The sequence below is a fragment of the Ensifer sp. KUDG1 genome, from assembly GCF_050434285.1.
GTDB lineage: Bacteria > Pseudomonadota > Alphaproteobacteria > Rhizobiales > Rhizobiaceae > Ensifer.
In genome coordinates this window covers 287,908-304,092 of sequence record NZ_JBNDIG010000001.1, presented here as the reverse complement: position 1 = coordinate 304,092, position 16,185 = coordinate 287,908, and the positions used below count along the sequence as shown (strand labels likewise).

The window sequence follows — 16,185 nt, the reverse complement described above, 5'->3', positions numbered from 1 at the left end:
TCCTCCTCCTCGTCAACAGCTCCTCGCACCCTCGTACGAAGCGATGAGCCGCGCGTTGGACCTTGGCCTCGTGTCGGGCGCCGCTTGCACCCACCATCGAGACCGCCTGCATGTTTCCTTTGTCGTAGCCGATCAAAGGGCAGGATAGGCAGCCGTCAAAGCGCCGCAGCGACCTTCAGGCGTCCGACCGGACGCACGGTGCCGCAGATGGCCGCCTCACAATCACAGGACGAAAGTTTCTCGTCCGGAGTGGTATGAACCATCCGGTTTTTCACCTTCGACTTGTCTGATTGAACGACGCGGAGCCGCCCTGATACAAAGGACAGAAACATCGAAACCATTTCTTCGAAATGGCCTCTTTTGCTTCCTTTTACAGATGTGGTCCGTGTCCCCTGTGGAGGGCATTTAGGCAGGATCGATGGGCAAGATCAATCGCGATTTTTACGCAACCTTAAGCGCCGGCCGTTGACTCTCCGGCCGCCATTTGCTTGCCGCATTCCGAGTCCGAGAAGAATCCCTGTTGAATCAAGGGTTTTGATTTTTCGCTCTTTGCTTAGCTGGCGAAAAAGAAAAAAAATAAAAATTCGCTTGACTCAGAATGGGCCTAACGGACCCCCAGCCAGAGACATCCTTTTGATAAGGACCTCTCACAAGTCATTGAAATAATTATATAAATTTTGTCATCGCACTGACATAAGCCCAAGTCGCCAGATTAACCATCGCAATGACAGAAGTATGAATCCGAAAAGCCCGGCGCAAGGGCCGGGCTCTCGATTAACAGATTTTTCTTAGCCGGATTAGGCCGAAAGCGACTTTACGCGCTGTGCAAGACGCGAAACCTTGCGCGATGCAGTGTTGGCGTGCAGGACGCCCTTGGTGGCTGCGCGCATCAGCTCGGGCTGAGCTGCCTTGAGCGCTGCGGCTGCAACAGCCTGGTCGCCGGTGGCGATCGCTTCTTCTACCTTGCGGATGAAGCCACGGACGCGCGAACGACGTGCCTTGTTCACTGCAGTGCGGCGTGCGATCTTGCGGGTCGCCTTTTTCGCCGAAGTTGTATTGGCCATTGGTGCCTCTCTTCGAAAACTGACATGAACTCCGCCCTCGCCGTGCCGGGTCACTGCGACCTGTCATCAAAGCAATTCGGGAGTATTTCCGGAAAGCCCAGGATGGCGTTCCAAACTGAGGGCGGCGTATAGCGGGAAACGGCCGCCCCGTCAACGCGCAATTTCCAGAATCTGCGCGCCACCCCTTGCGCTAGCGATGCTTGAAGTCAGGCTTGCGCTTGGCGACGAAGGCGGCCATGCCCTCTTTCTGGTCTTCGGTTGCAAACAGCGAGTGGAAGAGCCGGCGCTCGAAACGAAGCCCTTCGGCAAGCGTCAGCTCGAGCGAGCGGTTGACCGCTTCCTTGGCCATCATAACGGCCGGCAGCGAGAAGGACGCGATCTTCTCGGCCGCGGCCAGCGCTTCCTCCATCAGTTTCTCCGGCGCCACCACACGCGATACGAGTCCTGCGCGTTCGGCCTCGGCCGCATCCATCATACGGCCGGTCAGCACAAGATCCATCGCCTTGGCCTTGCCGACGGCGCGCGTCAGGCGTTGGGAGCCGCCCATGCCGGGAATGACGCCGAGGGTAATTTCCGGCTGGCCGAATTTCGCAGTCTCGGACGCGATGATGAAGTCGCACATCATCGCCAGCTCGCAGCCGCCGCCCAGCGCATAGCCGGAAACGGCAGCGATCAAAGGCTTGCGGGCTGCCGCCACCTGGTCCCAGCCGCCGATGAAATCGCCGAGATAACTGTCGACGAAGTCGAGCGTCTGCATCTCCTTGATATCGGCGCCGGCGGCAAAGGCCTTCTCCGAGCCGGCAAGGACGACGGCGCCGATATCCTTGTCGGCATCGAAGGCCTTCAGCGCTGCGGCAAGCTCGCGCATCACCGTCGAGTTCAGCGCGTTCAGCGCCTGTGGACGATTGAGCGTCACCAGGCCAACGCGGCCGCGTGTTTCGACCAGCAGCGTTTCGTAGGTCATTCCTGTTTCCTCCGGTTCATGCACCAGACCGCTCACGGACCGGCGTTCATTCCTGGCAATGCGGGCAGTAGAAGGTCGAGCGGCCCGCCTGCACGATCCGGGCGACCGTACCGTCGCAGCCGGGCGTGCGGCAAGCCTCTCCTTCGCGGTCATAGACGGAGAAGGAGTGCTGAAAGTAGCCGAGCGAGCCGTCGGCCTTGATATGGTCCTTCAGCGACGATCCGCCGGCGGCAATGGCATCGGCGATGACCTCGCGGATCGCGTCCGTCAGGCGCACAAGCCCATCCTTCGGCTTGCCGCGCTTGTCGACGAGCGCGCCGGCCGGTTTCAGCGGCGACAGGTGCGAGCGCCACAGTGCCTCGCAGACATAGATGTTGCCGAGACCGGCGATGTTCTTCTGGTCGAGCAAGGCCGCCTTCAGCGGCTGCGCCTTGCCCGAGAAGCGTGCGGCGAGATAGGCGGCATCGAGCACGTTTCCGGTCGGCTCCTCGCCGAGCGCGCGGAAATAGGCGTGGTTTGCCACGGTGTCGCGGCGAGCAAGGTCCATGAAGCCGAAGCGGCGCGGGTCGTTGTAGATCACTCGCACCGGGCCTTGCGCGCCGTCGAGATGGAAAATGACGTGATCGTGCTTTTCGTCCTTGCCGCGCGGATGGTGGAATTCGCCCGGCGTTGCTGCCGCCGGTCCCACCTCGATGCGGAAGGAGCCGGACATGCCGAGATGGGCGATGATCACGTCGCCGGCTTCCAGATCGATCATCAGATATTTGGCGCGACGCGACAGCGAGACGATGCGCTGGCCGGCAACGGTCGAGGAGAAATTTTCCGGGAAGGGAAATCGCAGATCCGGACGGCGCAGTTCCGCATTGACCAGCAGCGCCCCCTCCATGGTCGGCGCCAGGCCGCGCTTGACGGTTTCGACCTCGGGCAACTCCGGCATGCATGCACTCCTTCGATCTCAGCCACCGGATGCGGTGGTTGGCATTTCCTTGGCGGCCTTCTTATCCTATAGGGGTGCGCTATGCCGCAGCCGCGGTCCCGCCCACGAGATAGCGCGTGGCGGGCCTTTTCGCTATGGTGCCGGAAAAATTGGTTCAGGTGGAGTTCTTCGTATGACGGATCAGCGCGTATCGGCCGATGGCGGCATGGAAACATCGTTCGGTTTCCGCAACGTCGGCACGGGCGAGAAGCAGCCGCTCGTCAACGACGTGTTCCACAAGGTCGCCAAGCGCTACGACATCATGAACGACGTGATGTCGGCCGGCCTCCACCGCGCCTGGAAGGACGCGATGATCGCCGCCCTCAACCCGCCACGCCGCGAGGGTTACAGGACCCTCGACGTTGCCGGCGGCACCGGCGACATCGCCTTCCGCATCATCGAGGCCTCCGACCGCAAGGCACATTCGACCGTGCTCGACATCAACGGCTCGATGCTGGCCGTCGGCGCCGAGCGGGCCGAGAAGAAGAAGCTCTCCGCCAATCTCGATTTCGTCGAGGCCAATGCCGAGGACCTGCCCTTCGAGGCCAACACCTTCGATGCCTATACGATCGCGTTCGGCATCCGCAATGTGCCGCGCATCGACGTGGCGCTGAAGGAAGCATACCGGGTACTGAAGCGCGGCGGCCGCCTGCTGGTGCTGGAATTTTCCGAAGTGGAGATGCCGCTGCTCGACCGCTTCTATGATGCCTGGTCGTTCAACGCGATCCCCAAGTTCGGCAAGCTGATCACCGGCGACGAAGCGCCCTACCAGTATCTGGTGGAATCGATCCGCAAGTTCCCGAACCAGAAGGACTTCGCGACGATGATCAAGGAGGCGGGTTTCTCCCGCGTTTCCTTCACCAATTACACCGGCGGCATTGCAGCGCTGCATTCCGGCTGGAAAATCTGATCCCGATGAGCACGCCTGGAGCATATATCCGCCTCGCGCGGATCGGCTGGGTTCTCGTGCGCGAAGGCGTCGTCTCGGCCGTCCCGACGGAGCACCTGCCACCTTTTGCCCGTTTTGCCCAGAAGGCGGCCGGACTTTTGGCGCGCCGCAGGGTTCCGGGAGAAGAGCGCAGCGACCGGCTGTCGCGCGCCGTCGCCCGTCTCGGCCCTTCCTATGTGAAGATCGGCCAATTCCTTGCAACCCGCCCCGACGTCGTCGGCGCGGAGTTTGCCGCCGATCTGTCGCTGTTGCAGGACCGCATGGCGACCTTCCCGCAGAACGAGGCGAAGGCCGCGATCCAAGGCTCGCTCGGCCGGACGGTCGACGATCTCTACGCCGAATTTTCCGAGCCGATGGCCGCGGCCTCGATCGCGCAGGTGCATCCGGCGATCGTGATGCGCGACAGCGGCCCCGAGAAGGTTGCGGTCAAGGTCATCCGCCCCGGCGTGCGGCAGCGTTTCGCCTCCGACATCGAGGCGATGTATCTCGTCAGCCATATGCAGGAGCGGTTCCTGCCCTATACCCGCCGGCTGAAGCCGGTCGAGGTGACCAAGACGCTGGAGCAGACGACGAAGATCGAGATGGATCTTCGCCTGGAGGCGGCCGCGCTTTCCGAACTTGGCGAGAACACCAAGGACGATTCCGGCTTCCGCGTGCCGAAGGTCGACTGGGAACGGACCGGGCGTGACGTCGTCACCATGGAATGGATCGACGGCGTCAAGATGTCGGATATCGAGGGGCTGAAGGCCGCCGGCCACGATCTCAACCTTCTGGCCGAAGTCCTGATCCAGTCCTTCCTGCGCCACACGCTGCGCGACGGCTTCTTCCATGCCGACATGCACCAGGGCAATCTTTTCGTCGACGACGCCGGCCATATCGTCGCCGTCGACATGGGCATCGTCGGCCGCCTTGGCAAGAAGGAACGCCGGTTCCTGGCCGAAATCCTCTTCGGCTTCATCACCCGCGACTACCAGCGCGTCGCAGACGTGCATTTCGAGGCGGGCTACGTGCCCTCGCACCACGATGCTGCGAGTTTCGCCCAGGCGATCCGCGCGATCGGCGAGCCGATCCACGGGCAGCCGGCCGAAACCATCTCGATGGCGAAGCTGCTGACGCTGCTTTTCGAGGTCACCGAACTCTTCGACATGCAGACGCGTCCCGAGCTCGTCATGCTGCAGAAGACGATGGTGGTCGTCGAAGGTGTGGCCCGTACGCTCAATCCGCGCTTCAACATGTGGAAGGCGTCCGAGCCGGTCGTCGGGAAATGGATCCGCGACAATCTCGGACCGAAGCGCATCGTCACGGATCTGCGCGACGGCCTGCATGCCGCACTGCGGCTGGCCGAAGCCGCGCCTGAAATCGCCGCTCGCACGGAGAAGTTTTCGAGCGAGATCATGGCGATGAGCGAAAACGGCCTGCGTTTCGATGCGGAGACCGCGCATGCGATCGGCAAGGCGGAGGCGAAACACACGCGCTCCGGCCGCATCGCGCTTTGGCTGATCGCCGCCACGCTCGTCTATATCGCCTGGCAGGTGACCTGATCCTGCCCGCGCCCGAAGGGGCGCGGCGGGCTTGTCTTTCTACCCACGCTTGCTATCCTTCCCGCATGGACAATCGCTCGATTCTTGCCATGGTACTTTGCACGCATACCCAAGGGGTGTGCGGGAGACCTGTTGCGCTGAGTTAAGCGAAAAGTCCCCCACCAACCCTGCCGAGGCGAGCAGGGTTGGGACCTGTTTCCTCGGAGCCAAGAGAGGAAACAATGACCGAGGCAAACGATCCCTCAAAAATCCATATCCGCGCGGCCCGCGCCGTCGATTTCGAAGCGATCTCGGCGCTGATGAGCCAACCGGGCATCCGCGCAGGCACGCTGCGCCAGCCGTTCTCCAATCCGGAACAGACACGCAAGTGGCTGGAAACCCTTTCGGACGACAGCATCGTCATCGTCGCCGAGCGCGCCGGTCGGATCCTCGGCCTGGCCGGGCTGCACCGCAGCAAGGGGCGCCGGCATCATTCGGCAGCCCTTGGGATCAGCGTCGACGACAATCATCGCGGCGAAGGCATCGGTAAGTCGTTGCTGACCGCTCTGATCGATGCCGCCGACAACTGGCTCGGCATCGCCCGCATCGAGCTTACGGTCTTTACCGACAACGAGCCGGCGATCGCGCTCTATCGCAAGGCCGGCTTCGAGATGGAGGGTACGCACCGGGCCTATGCGCTGCGGCACGGCGTTCTCGCCGACGTGTTCGCGATGGCGCGCATTCGCGCCCCGGCAGAGCCACGCGCCGCCTGAAGAGCACGACATTCGGCGACCAGATGGAGCTTTGGGCCGGCGGAGCGCGCCTTCACGCATCCGCCGGTACCATCCTGTTCCATCCGGAACTGCGAATATATCGGCTTCATGCGACTTTCGTCTCATGGATGACGAAGGATCATCCCACCCATCCGGAGGAGAGATCATCATGCGCAAGTTCATCGTCGCAGCCGCTGTCGCCGTCACCGCCGCCATCTCCTTTGCAGCACCGTCTCAGGCCGGCGGTTTCTCGATCGGCTTCAGCAACGGCTATTACGGCCATGGCTGGAGCGGCCGTGTCGGCTATGTCGACAGCTATTATGGCGGGCCTTACTACTACGAGGACGAGCCCTATTGCTTCCTGAAGACGGTGAAGCGTTACGACAGCTACGGCAACCGCTACTACAAGAAAATCCGCATCTGCCGCTAAGCGACAGAATGAGGGAGGGCGCTCGAGAGCCCGGCCGCCATGCGGCCGGGCTTTTGCATTCCCACCCCCACCGGCGTCAAAACGATTCCTCTGCGCGGAAATCTGGTGTAGCTCGGATGCCGAGCCATTCTGAATTCCGCAATCGAGGAGGGTCGGCCATGGATCTCGGCATCGCTGGAAAACGCGCGCTGGTGCTCGGCGGCAGCAAGGGGCTGGGGCGCGGCATTGCCGAGGCTCTTGCCGGCGAAGGCGTCATCGTGGCGCTGACCGGCCGCGATGCGGCATCGGCCGCCAAGGTGGTAGCCGACATCAGCGCTTCGGCGCGCGGCTATGCCCTCGACCTCTCGAAACCCGAAAGCCTCGATGGCCTGCTGGACCAGCTCGAAGCCGATTTCGGCGCGATCGACATTCTGGTGCTGAATGGCGGCGGGCCGCCGCCCTCGCCTGCCTCGGTCATCGAACCGGACTTCTGGCGGGCGCAATTCGAGACCATGGTACTGGCTGGCATGCGCATCACCGGACGACTGCTGCCCGGCATGCGGAAACGCCAGTTCGGGCGCATCATTGCCGTCGCCTCCACCAGCATCCGCGAGCCGATCGTCGGGCTCACCGCGTCGAACGCCCTCAGAAGTGCGGTTGCCGGCTGGCTGAAGACGCTTGCCGGCGAAGTCGCGGCCGACGGCGTGACCGTCAACCTGCTTCTGCCGGGGCGGCTTGCCACCGACCGCACGCTCAGCTTCGACCGCATGGACGCCGAAAGCGAAGGGCTCGATATCGCGACGGTCGCAGCCCGCAGCCAACGCGACATCCCGATCGGCCGCTACGGCACCCCGGCGGAATTCGGGGCGGCCGCAGCCTTCCTTGCCGGCCGTCAGGCAAGCTACATCACCGGCGTGGCGTTGCCCGTCGATGGCGGCCTCAGCCGTTCGATGCTCTGATACGGTTCAGGACATTTCCGCCGACGGATTGGGGGAGCCTGCGAAGGCGAGGTCATGCCTCGTCCCGGCTGTCATCGCCGATGAGCGCTGAAAGATCCTCTGCCAACCGCGTGACCAGAGCGCCGGCCTCCGGCCGGTAATAGAGCCCGATCTCCATCGTCTCGATCATCGGCAGCCCGTCCTGCGGCTCCACCACCCGGTGCCGGTCGTGGACCACGCGGGCCGGCAGCAGGCTGATACCGAGCCCATCGGCAACGGCCGACTGAATGCTGGCAAGGCTGGAGCTGGTATAGCTCACGCGCCAGCGTCGCCCTGAGGCGTCCAGCGCTGCCACCATGTCGTCGCGATAAAGCCCGCGCGGCGGAAAGACGACGAGCGGTAAGGGATCGAGCGCCAGAACAGGATGGGCGGCGCTATCGATCCAGCACAGGGTCTCCTGCCACCGCTGCACCGCCTCGCCTGAGCCACGGCGCTGCTTGACGACGACGATATCGAGCTCGCTGCGATCATAGAGCGACCGCAGTTCGCGGCTGAGCCCACTCGTCACTTCGAGCCTGACATTGTCATGCCGGCGGGCAAAGGCCGAAAGCATGCGGGTCGTGCGACCGGCGGCAAAGTCTTCGGGCAGGCCGAGGCGCAGCGTCGCGGCGACCGATGCGCCGGAGAGAAGCTGCCGCGCCTCTGCATCGAGCGCCAGCATGCGCCGCGCATAGCCGATCAACTGCTCGCCCGCATCGGTCAGGCGGACCTGACGATGGCTGCGTTCGAGCAGCCGATGGCCGGCCTGCTCTTCCAGCCGCAGGACTTTCTGACTGACGGTCGACTGGGTGGAATTGAGCCGGCCGGCCGCAGCGGTGAAACCACCGCAATCGGCCACCGTCGCGAAAGCTCTCAGCAGATCCAGATCGAAAGGCTGACCATTCATAATTCCACTTGGTAGCATTCATACATTTAATTTCCAAATGAATGCGGCAGTGCCTAAGGTCGCGGGCGGGAGGGCCATGCCGGGCGCGGGAGACGTTCGGCGACGACGCGTGTCTTGCGCCCTTGAAAAGGTCACGGATCGGCTCAAGTAAGCACGAGATCGCGATGAGCGAGAGCGGCATGGACGGAGCCCCTTCCGGGTTTCCACGTTTCGCTCGTAACCGGAACCATTGCGATCGGTCGATCCATTCGACCGGCCTGTATGATCGGAAAGACCAAATGCGACCAAGACTTTTCGGCTCGCTGATCGGCGCATCGATTGCCGCCTTCAGCCTTGCACCTCAAACCGTGGGGGCTTCGATGCTTGAAAACCAACTGATCTCCGCCGCCGAGACCGGCGATCCGGACAAGGTCAAAGCGCTGCTCAAGGAAGGCGCGAGCATCGAAGCGCGCGACGCCAGCGGTGCGACAGCGCTGCTCGCCGCCACCCATGAAAATCGCGTCGATGCGGCCCGTGCTCTGATCGAGGCCGGCGCCGACGTCAACGCCAAGGACAAGATCCAGGACAGCCCCTACCTCTATGCCGGCGCGCGCGGGCATCTCGAAATCCTGAAGCTGACGCTTGCCAATGGCGCCGACCTCAAGAGCACCAACCGCTATGGCGGAACGGCGTTGATCCCGGCCGCCGAGCGCGGCCATGTCGAGACCGTCAAGACCTTGATCGAAGCCGGCATCGACGTCGATCACGTCAACCGCCTCGGCTGGACCGCACTGCTCGAAGCCATCATCCTCGGCAGCGGCGGCGAAAAACACACCGAGATCGTACGGCTGCTGATTGCGGCCGGCGCCGACGTGAACCTTGCCGATGGCGAGGGTGTCAGCCCGCTGACCCATGCCCGCCAGCGCGGCTATGGCAAGATCGAGAAGCTGCTGGCCAACGCCGGCGCCCGCTAGAAAGAACTCCCATGTCCCAGGAACAGACCTATCTGGCCGAAGCGGTAACGCTTGCCCGCCGCAACGTCGAGAAAGGCGGACGCCCCTTCGGCGCCGTCGTCGTCAAAGATGGCGAGATCGTCGGTCGCGGCGTCAACGAGATGCTGTCATCCGGCGATCCCACTTCGCATGCGGAACTGAACGCGTTGCGCGAGGCCGCCCAGAATCTTCGTTCCCCGCGGCTCGAAGGCGCCGCCGTCTATGCCAGCGGCCAGCCCTGCCCGATGTGCCTTGCGGCCATGCGCATGGCCGGGATCACCGAGATCGCCTATGCGAACTCGAATGCCGACGCCGAGCCCTTTGGCCTCTCGACCGCAGCGATCTATGCGGAACTGGCAAAGCCGCTTGCCGAGCAGGCCATGCGCTTCCGCCATGTGCCGGTCGACGATGCAGGGACGGCACCGCTTTACGCGGCCTGGCAAGAGCGACAGGCCAAGGCCTGAGCCGCCGGGTCAACGCCCGGCCATCCGGATGTGAACAGCCGAGGCGGCCGACGGCCGCCTCGGCCTTCTGTTCAGTCCAGAGGATCGGGGAAACGATGCCCCTTGCCGAACACACGTGCCGGCTGTAATCGCATAGGCGTTTCTTCCTTTAGCTCTGCCCCATCCTTCAAGGAGACCGGGCGGCTTCCAGCCTGCAGGTGCCCGTGATGACTGCCTATTCCGAAAAAGCCGGCCGCTTCGTCGCGCTGCTTCTCATCGCGGGCTCCGGTGTGGTGACGATCGCCAAGGGCATGAGCCTGACCTTCCTTGCGATCCGCCTCCAGCGTGACTTCGGCCTCACCCCCGCCAGCATCGGCGCGTTGATCGGCGTGGGTCCGCTGCTCGGCGCGATCGTCAGCCCCTTCGCCGGCACGCTCTCGGACCGGATTGGCCGAAAAACCGTGCTGACCGTCGCACTCTTCATGGCCGGACTGGCGCTGGCCGGGCTCGGGCTGGCACAATCGATCGCCGCCTTCGCGCTGGCCCACATCGTCTCTGCCGTTGCCGCCGCCGTTTTTGAGCCGGTCGCGCGCGCCTTGATGAGCGATGCGGCGCCTGAACATCTGCGGCTCAAGGTTTTCTCCTGGCGCTATCTCGCCATCAATGCCGGCTGGGCGATCGGGCCGTTGATCGGCGTATGGGTCGGTGCGGCCTATGTGACGCTGTTCGTCATCGCCGGCGTCATTCATGCAGCCTTCGGTCTCGTGATCTTGCTCACGGTACCCGAGGCCAGCAGCAGGCAGTCCACCGAGACCGAACGAGCGTCAGGGAGTGCCGTTGGCTGGCGCGGACTTGTCGCCGCCTTGCGCGACCGGCGCCTGGTCTTCTTCGTCGTCGGCGGCACACTGCTTCTCGCAGTTCACGGTCAATGGTCGGTGACCCTGTCGCAATATCTCAACAGCGGCTTCGAGGACGGCATCACGCTCTTTGCGCTTTTGGTTTCGACCAACGCGGTAACGGTGCTGGTCGCCAGCACGCCGGCCCGCTTCGTCATCGAACGGATCGGCGCCCTGCGCGCGCTGTCGCTTGGCAGCCTGCTGTTCCTGATCGGCGAGATCGGATTTGCCGCCTCGTCCGGAATGGAAATGCTCGTCGCCTCGATGATCCTTTTCACCTTCGGCGAGGTGCTGGTCGTGCCCTCGGAATATGTGCTGGTCGACGGCATTTCCAACGCTGGCAACCGGGGCACCTATTTCGGCGCCCATTCGCTCTCGACATTCGGAAACTTCCTCGGGCCGCTCATCGGCGGCCTTGCGCTTGGCGCCGTCGGCGGCGCCGGCATGTTCCTGCTGTTCGGGTTGTTTGCGGCGGCAGGTGCAATTCTGTTTGCGATCGGCCATTCCATGCCGCCGCCACGGCCCGAGGTCGCGCGCGCCACGGCGCTCGACAATGGCGCCGCGACGGGAGACCTCTTGCGGCTGGGACAGTTCGCCTAGCCCTCCGCTACAGGGGATCCTGTCCGGCGGTCGGCCAAGACGCGGCGGTACTCTTTGAACCCGCCAATCGACAAAACCCCAATGCCATGCGCCAGAGCGCCATCCCGTCGCGACTGTCTTGCGGCGGGCCGAAACGCTATGCTTGCAGCGTCATCGACCCTCCTTGCCACCATTTCGACACTGCCAACGCCTAAGCACCGCGCCAAAACCGGAGTAAAAACAAGATCATGAGTGCGCCAAGCGAACAGACAGTCCTCAAACAATCGATCGCGGCCACCGTCGTCGTCGGGGTGACGGGCGTTATCTTCGGTCTGCTTTCGGGTTCGGTATCGATCGTGTTCGACGGTGTTTTCTCGGCCGTCGACGCCTCCATGACCCTGCTCGCGCTCGGCGTGACTCAGCTGATCCCGAAGCCGAGCAAGCGCTTCCAGATGGGCTTCTGGCACATCGAGCCGATGGTGCTGCTCTTCAATGCCGGGCTGCTGACGCTGCTTTCCTTCTACGCGATGGTGAACGCCGTCGGCTCGCTCCTGTCAGGTGGCCACCACCTCGCCTTCGACTGGGCGATCGCCTATGCCGCCGTCGTCGTGGTGATCTGCGCCTTCATGTTCTTCTATGTACGCCGGGCGAACCGGCCGATCGGCTCGGAATTCCTGGCGCTCGACGTGCGCGCCTGGGCGATGTCCGGAGCGATCACCTCCGCGCTGCTCGTCGCCTTCGCGATCGCCGCCGCCCTGAAGGGAACGGCTTACGAATACGTCACGCCCTATGTCGACCCGGCGATCCTGATCGTGCTGACGCTCTGTTTGATCCCGCTGCCGATCCGCACGGTGTTCCAGGCCTTGAAGGAGATTTTCCTGGTCGCGCCCGCCGAACTCGACGAGCGCGTGCGACAGGCGGCCGCAAACGCCGTCGAGCGCCACGGCTTTGCCGATTACCGCACCTATGTCGCCAAGGTCGGGCGCTCCAAGACGATCGAGGTCTACCTGATCGGAACGCCCGAAACCAAGGTCGGCACGCTCGCCGAACTCGACCGGATCCGCGCCGAGATCGGCGAGGAGATCGGCGATCCCGGCCACGACCGCTGGCTGACGATCGCCTTTACCGGCGAGGCCCGCTGGGCGGAATAGTCATTTCCCATCACGAAAGCTCGATCCGTCTGGTGATGCCGATCGCCTCGAGAAAAGCCTGGTCGTGGCTGACGACCAGCAGCGCGCCGTCATAGGCCCTCAAGCCCGCCTCGACCGCCTCGATGGAATCGATGTCCAGATGGTTGGTCGGCTCGTCGAGGATGAGGAGCTGCGGCGGCTTGCTGCCGCTGAGCACACAGGCGAGACCGGCGCGCAACATCTGGCCGCCGCTGAGACTTGAGACGACCTGCAGCGCAGCATCCGCCCGGAACATGAAGCGGGCGAGCGCCGCCCGGCAATCGTTCTCGCTTGCGTCGGGATTGAGGCGCCGGAAATTGTCGCGGATCGACAGACTAGGATCGAGCAGGCTTACCTTCTGGTCGAGCATGGCGTGATCGACCTGGACACGCACCGTGCCGGACCATGGCTCGAGATCACCCGTCAGCAGCGACAACAGCGTCGTCTTGCCCGAACCGTTGCGACCGGTGAGTGCCACGCGCTCCGGCCCGACGACCGAAAGCGACAGCCGATCGACGATCGGTTTTCCCGGTCCATAACCAACGCTGACATCATCGACCTGCAGGACGCTGCGGCCGGAAGGCAGGCCGGTCGGCGGCAGACGCACGGTCAACGGCTGCAGGATCTCGATGCGTTCGCGCGCTTCGACGAGATCGCCGACCGCCTGGTCCCGTCGCCGTTCCGCAAGGCGGGCATTGTCGCCGCCGGTCTTTTCGCTGCGCTCCTTCCTGGCGTCGAGCAGGAGCAGCGGTTCGTCGCCCTTGGCGCGCTTGCGGCGGCCGGCGGCATCCTTGCGCGCCTTGCGTTCGGCCGCCTCCTGGGTCTTGCGCTCCACCTCGGCCAGACGCCGCTCGGCATCGGCGAGATCGTGGCGCGCGGACGCCAGCTCGATCGCCTTGCGTTCGCGATAATGGCTCCAGTTGCCGCCATAGGTCGTCGCACCAAGCGTCGTGAGTTCGACGATCGCGTCCATCGTCTCCAGGAGTTCACGGTCATGGCTGACGACGATGGCGCCGCCGCGCCAGCCCGCCATCAGCGCGGCGACGGCCGCCCGACCTTCGCGATCGAGATTGTTGGTGGGTTCGTCGAGCAGAATGAAATCCGGCTCCTTGAAGACGAGCGCGGCAAGCTTCACGCGGGTCATCTGCCCGCCAGACAGGGCGGCAAGGCGCGTTTGCGCTGCCGCGTCCAGACCGACGCGCGCAAGCGCCTCCTCCATGCGGGCCCCCAGCGTCCAATCGGCAGAAGCCAGTTCGTCCACGGAGGCGTGCCCCTCGTCCGCTTTCTGCAGAACCGCCAGCGCGTCGGTGACGCCGAAGAGATCGGCGACGGTCTCGCCTGCTGCGACCTGAACGGTCTGGCTGAGCACACCGAGACTGCCGACAACACTGACCTTGCCGCCCTGCGGTGTCAGCGCCCCCTCGACCAGTCGCAGCAGCGTGGATTTGCCAACGCCATTGCGGCCGACAAGGCCGGTGCGGACAGGACCAAAGGTCAGGTCGAGATCGGAAAGGAGGCTTCGGCCCTCAGGCGTGGACCACGAAATTTGGGAGAGTGAAATGGAGGCAGGCATGGATACGGTTTTCCCTGATGGCAAGACGGTTCGGCTTGGCGGTCAGGGTGAAATCCATCGATGCGTGTATCCTGTTCAAATTTCTATCGCGGTCATAGATAGCATCGAATGCGCCCGTTTCAAGGCGGGGCATTCGATACGGTGTGCCGGACGCCAGGGGATCAGGCGAGGCTGCGACGCGCCTCGTCGTCGCCGAAGGCGAGCCCCGAGGCACGCACGCTCCGGTTTCGGCCTTGGTTCTTGGCGTCGAGAAGAGCGGCATCGGCCCGGGTCAGAAGCGTGGCTACAGGCCCATCGTCTGGCGCCGAGGCAACGCCGACCGAGACCGAAACCGTGCCCAGAATGCGGCCGCGATGCGAAAGCGGCGTCGTGCCGATCCGCGTCCTCAGCCGCTCGGCAAGCTCGAAGCCTGCGGCTTCGCCGGCGTCGGGCATGAGCACGGTGAATTCCTCGCCGCCAAAGCGATAGGCGCTGCCGGCATCGCCCACCGTGTCGACGATAATCTGGGCGACATACTGCATGACGACGTCACCGGCATCGTGGCCGAACTCATCGTTGAAACGCTTGAAGTGGTCGATGTCGATCATCAGGCAGCTAAGCAGCTTGCCGGCCTGCCCGCGCGGCTGCCGGTTCAGCGCCTCGTCGAGGCAGCGCCGGTTGAGCAGGCCCGTCAACGCATCGCGGACGGCGAGATTGGTGAGCTTCTCGCGCAGCTGAAGATTGGCGACGGCGAGCCCGATATTTTCGGCGATCAGTTCGAGATAGAGGCGCGACGCCTCGACCGCGAACTCCTCCTCAGACCGTTCCTCGAAGTAGAGGAGCCCGATCGTGTCGCCCTGGGCCGTCAGCGGCACGCAGAGGCCGATCACGCCCTCATCGTCGAGGTGCTGGCAGGCAATGTCGCTGTGGCCGCGGTTGCTGACATGCGGCCGGCCGCGGCGAAGCCCCCAGCAGGCGCTGGACGGAAACGTCGGCGCCGAATGCTGCGGATCGAGCCAGGTACCGACGCGCGACAGGAGCGTCCGGCTGTCGTTCAGCACATAGAGATGGCCGGCGAGGTTGGGAAAGACCTGCGGCGCGAAACGAGCGACGACCTCGGCCAGCTCGTCCTGGCTCTGGCAGGCCTGCAGCCGGTGCATCATCTGCAGGATGAGATCCTTGGTCTGCTGGTCCAGCCGCCGTTCGGCATCGAGCCGGTCGCGTTCCAGGCCGTTCTCGCGGAAGATATGGATCGCCTGGTTCATCTCACCGATCTCGTCACGGCGCCGATCGAGCGGGACCTCCACGGCATAATCCTGCTCGGCAAGGCGGGTGACGATGCCGCTCATTCGGGTAAGCGGCATGGCGACGCGGCGCTTGAGAATGAAATAGAGCACGCTCAGGAACAGGGCGGCAGTGATGCCGAGCATCGTCTTGGCGGCGGCGGCATACCAATCGCTGCGCTCCTGCGCCTCGTTGAGGGCCGCGCCGGTGCGAACGTTGGTCAGGTCCCTGAACCGCGCCACCGTCTCAAGAAGGGCGGTCTGCAGACGCTCGTGCTCGGGGCCAAAGAGCTTTTCCTGCGCGCCGGCGCGGTCACCCTTCTGATAGACCTCGATGGCAGCAACCTCGATCTTGTCGAGCGCTTCCGCCTCGCGAACGATTTCCTGCAAGGCGGCGATCTCCGCCGGCGTCGCGCCAAGCTTGGTTGCGGTCTTGGTCGCCTCCTCGCGCCGTCGTTCTTCTTCCTCGGCGCGGTGGAAGGCTTCGAGATGGCGCTCGTCGCCGCGCATCACATAAAGGCGTGCCTCGTCACTTCGCGTTTCAGCCCCGAGCGCAAGCTCTTCGCCGAGCGTATCAAGCACCAGATGTTGCTCAACCGCCTGGCGTTCCTTGATCGCGCTGTCGGTCGACAGGATGAAGGCGGCACCAGAAAGCCCCGTCAGAAGGACGGTCACGCCATAGGCCCAGTTTGTGATCGCATTTATTCGCATGGAAGAAGCTTAGCCCCCGCGGATTGAGAGCGGATTAACCGC

The 16,185-nt window shown here is 63.9% G+C and carries 15 protein-coding genes; 9 read left to right on the top strand and 6 right to left on the bottom strand.

What is annotated here, in order from left to right; genetic code table 11:
• Positions 1-797: 797 nt before the first annotated feature.
• The 3 genes from rpsT to mutM form a co-directional block, all read right to left on the bottom strand.
• Positions 798-1,064, bottom strand: coding sequence for a 30S ribosomal protein S20 (gene rpsT / locus M2267_RS01600; protein WP_043615568.1), 267 nt, complete (start codon positions 1,062-1,064; stop codon positions 798-800).
• A gap of 190 nt (positions 1,065-1,254) precedes the next feature.
• Positions 1,255-2,028, bottom strand: coding sequence for an enoyl-CoA hydratase (locus M2267_RS01595; RefSeq protein ID WP_429112106.1), 774 nt, complete (start codon positions 2,026-2,028; stop codon positions 1,255-1,257).
• A 46-nt stretch (positions 2,029-2,074) separates the two neighbouring features.
• Complete coding sequence (gene mutM / locus M2267_RS01590; protein WP_429112104.1) at positions 2,075-2,965, bottom strand: bifunctional DNA-formamidopyrimidine glycosylase/DNA-(apurinic or apyrimidinic site) lyase; 891 nt, start codon at positions 2,963-2,965, stop codon at positions 2,075-2,077.
• Positions 2,966-3,137: 172 nt separating this feature from the next.
• Here mutM and ubiE point away from each other — a divergent pair, with 172 nt between their 5' ends.
• The 5 genes from ubiE to M2267_RS01565 all read left to right on the top strand — a co-directional run bounded on the left by ubiE (position 3,138) and on the right by M2267_RS01565 (position 7,614).
• Positions 3,138-3,914 (top strand): bifunctional demethylmenaquinone methyltransferase/2-methoxy-6-polyprenyl-1,4-benzoquinol methylase UbiE, encoded by a 777-nt coding sequence (gene ubiE, locus M2267_RS01585; RefSeq protein WP_034797505.1) that lies wholly within the window; start codon positions 3,138-3,140, stop codon positions 3,912-3,914.
• Positions 3,915-3,919: 5 nt separating this feature from the next.
• Positions 3,920-5,494 (top strand): 2-polyprenylphenol 6-hydroxylase, encoded by a 1,575-nt coding sequence (gene ubiB / locus M2267_RS01580; protein ID WP_205237248.1) that lies wholly within the window; start codon positions 3,920-3,922, stop codon positions 5,492-5,494.
• Positions 5,495-5,715: 221 nt separating this feature from the next.
• Positions 5,716-6,246 (top strand): GNAT family N-acetyltransferase, encoded by a 531-nt coding sequence (locus M2267_RS01575; RefSeq protein WP_429112101.1) that lies wholly within the window; start codon positions 5,716-5,718, stop codon positions 6,244-6,246.
• Positions 6,247-6,415: 169 nt separating this feature from the next.
• Positions 6,416-6,676 (top strand): hypothetical protein, encoded by a 261-nt coding sequence (locus tag M2267_RS01570; protein WP_429112100.1) that lies wholly within the window; start codon positions 6,416-6,418, stop codon positions 6,674-6,676.
• Between the two features lie 158 nt (positions 6,677-6,834).
• A complete protein-coding gene (locus M2267_RS01565) occupies positions 6,835-7,614 on the top strand; it encodes an SDR family oxidoreductase (RefSeq protein WP_429112099.1) in 780 nt (259 codons plus the stop codon).
• 52 nt (positions 7,615-7,666) lie between these two features.
• On the opposite strand, the gene M2267_RS01560 is transcribed toward M2267_RS01565, so the two are convergent.
• A complete protein-coding gene (locus M2267_RS01560; RefSeq protein WP_429112097.1) occupies positions 7,667-8,539 on the bottom strand; it encodes a LysR family transcriptional regulator in 873 nt (290 codons plus the stop codon).
• A 359-nt stretch (positions 8,540-8,898) separates the two neighbouring features.
• On the opposite strand from M2267_RS01560, the gene M2267_RS01555 reads away from it, so the two are divergent.
• The 4 genes from M2267_RS01555 to M2267_RS01540 all read left to right on the top strand — a co-directional run bounded on the left by M2267_RS01555 (position 8,899) and on the right by M2267_RS01540 (position 12,579).
• The gene (locus M2267_RS01555; protein WP_429113022.1) at positions 8,899-9,492 is read left to right on the top strand and encodes an ankyrin repeat domain-containing protein; all 594 of its coding nucleotides are present in this window, start codon (positions 8,899-8,901) and stop codon (positions 9,490-9,492) included.
• An 11-nt stretch (positions 9,493-9,503) separates the two neighbouring features.
• Entirely contained in the window at positions 9,504-9,974 is a 471-nt protein-coding gene (locus M2267_RS01550; RefSeq protein ID WP_429112095.1) for a nucleoside deaminase, read from the top strand.
• A gap of 206 nt (positions 9,975-10,180) precedes the next feature.
• Positions 10,181-11,449, top strand: a complete 1,269-nt coding sequence (locus M2267_RS01545; RefSeq protein ID WP_429112094.1) for an MFS transporter — start codon at positions 10,181-10,183, stop codon at positions 11,447-11,449.
• Between the two features lie 227 nt (positions 11,450-11,676).
• A complete protein-coding gene (locus tag M2267_RS01540; RefSeq protein WP_429112092.1) occupies positions 11,677-12,579 on the top strand; it encodes a cation diffusion facilitator family transporter in 903 nt (300 codons plus the stop codon).
• A gap of 10 nt (positions 12,580-12,589) precedes the next feature.
• Here M2267_RS01540 and M2267_RS01535 read toward each other — a convergent pair whose 3' ends face one another.
• Together M2267_RS01535 and M2267_RS01530 are read right to left on the bottom strand one after the other, a co-directional pair.
• Positions 12,590-14,170, bottom strand: a complete 1,581-nt coding sequence (locus M2267_RS01535; protein ID WP_429112091.1) for an ABC-F family ATP-binding cassette domain-containing protein — start codon at positions 14,168-14,170, stop codon at positions 12,590-12,592.
• Between the two features lie 161 nt (positions 14,171-14,331).
• Entirely contained in the window at positions 14,332-16,143 is a 1,812-nt protein-coding gene (locus M2267_RS01530; protein WP_429112089.1) for a diguanylate cyclase, read from the bottom strand.
• Positions 16,144-16,185: the final 42 nt, after the last annotated feature.

Coding starts and splice junctions, on each gene's coding strand:
- rpsT (WP_043615568.1), bottom strand. CDS start 1,064: ATGGCCAATACAACTTCGGCGAAAAAGGCGACCCGCAAGATCGCACGC.
- M2267_RS01595 (WP_429112106.1), bottom strand. CDS start 2,028: ATGACCTACGAAACGCTGCTGGTCGAAACACGCGGCCGCGTTGGCCTG.
- mutM (WP_429112104.1), bottom strand. CDS start 2,965: ATGCCGGAGTTGCCCGAGGTCGAAACCGTCAAGCGCGGCCTGGCGCCG.
- ubiE (WP_034797505.1), top strand. CDS start 3,138: ATGACGGATCAGCGCGTATCGGCCGATGGCGGCATGGAAACATCGTTC.
- ubiB (WP_205237248.1), top strand. CDS start 3,920: ATGAGCACGCCTGGAGCATATATCCGCCTCGCGCGGATCGGCTGGGTT.
- M2267_RS01575 (WP_429112101.1), top strand. CDS start 5,716: ATGACCGAGGCAAACGATCCCTCAAAAATCCATATCCGCGCGGCCCGC.
- M2267_RS01570 (WP_429112100.1), top strand. CDS start 6,416: ATGCGCAAGTTCATCGTCGCAGCCGCTGTCGCCGTCACCGCCGCCATC.
- M2267_RS01565 (WP_429112099.1), top strand. CDS start 6,835: ATGGATCTCGGCATCGCTGGAAAACGCGCGCTGGTGCTCGGCGGCAGC.
- M2267_RS01560 (WP_429112097.1), bottom strand. CDS start 8,539: ATGAATGGTCAGCCTTTCGATCTGGATCTGCTGAGAGCTTTCGCGACG.
- M2267_RS01555 (WP_429113022.1), top strand. CDS start 8,899: ATGCTTGAAAACCAACTGATCTCCGCCGCCGAGACCGGCGATCCGGAC.
- M2267_RS01550 (WP_429112095.1), top strand. CDS start 9,504: ATGTCCCAGGAACAGACCTATCTGGCCGAAGCGGTAACGCTTGCCCGC.
- M2267_RS01545 (WP_429112094.1), top strand. CDS start 10,181: ATGACTGCCTATTCCGAAAAAGCCGGCCGCTTCGTCGCGCTGCTTCTC.
- M2267_RS01540 (WP_429112092.1), top strand. CDS start 11,677: ATGAGTGCGCCAAGCGAACAGACAGTCCTCAAACAATCGATCGCGGCC.
- M2267_RS01535 (WP_429112091.1), bottom strand. CDS start 14,170: ATGCCTGCCTCCATTTCACTCTCCCAAATTTCGTGGTCCACGCCTGAG.
- M2267_RS01530 (WP_429112089.1), bottom strand. CDS start 16,143: ATGCGAATAAATGCGATCACAAACTGGGCCTATGGCGTGACCGTCCTT.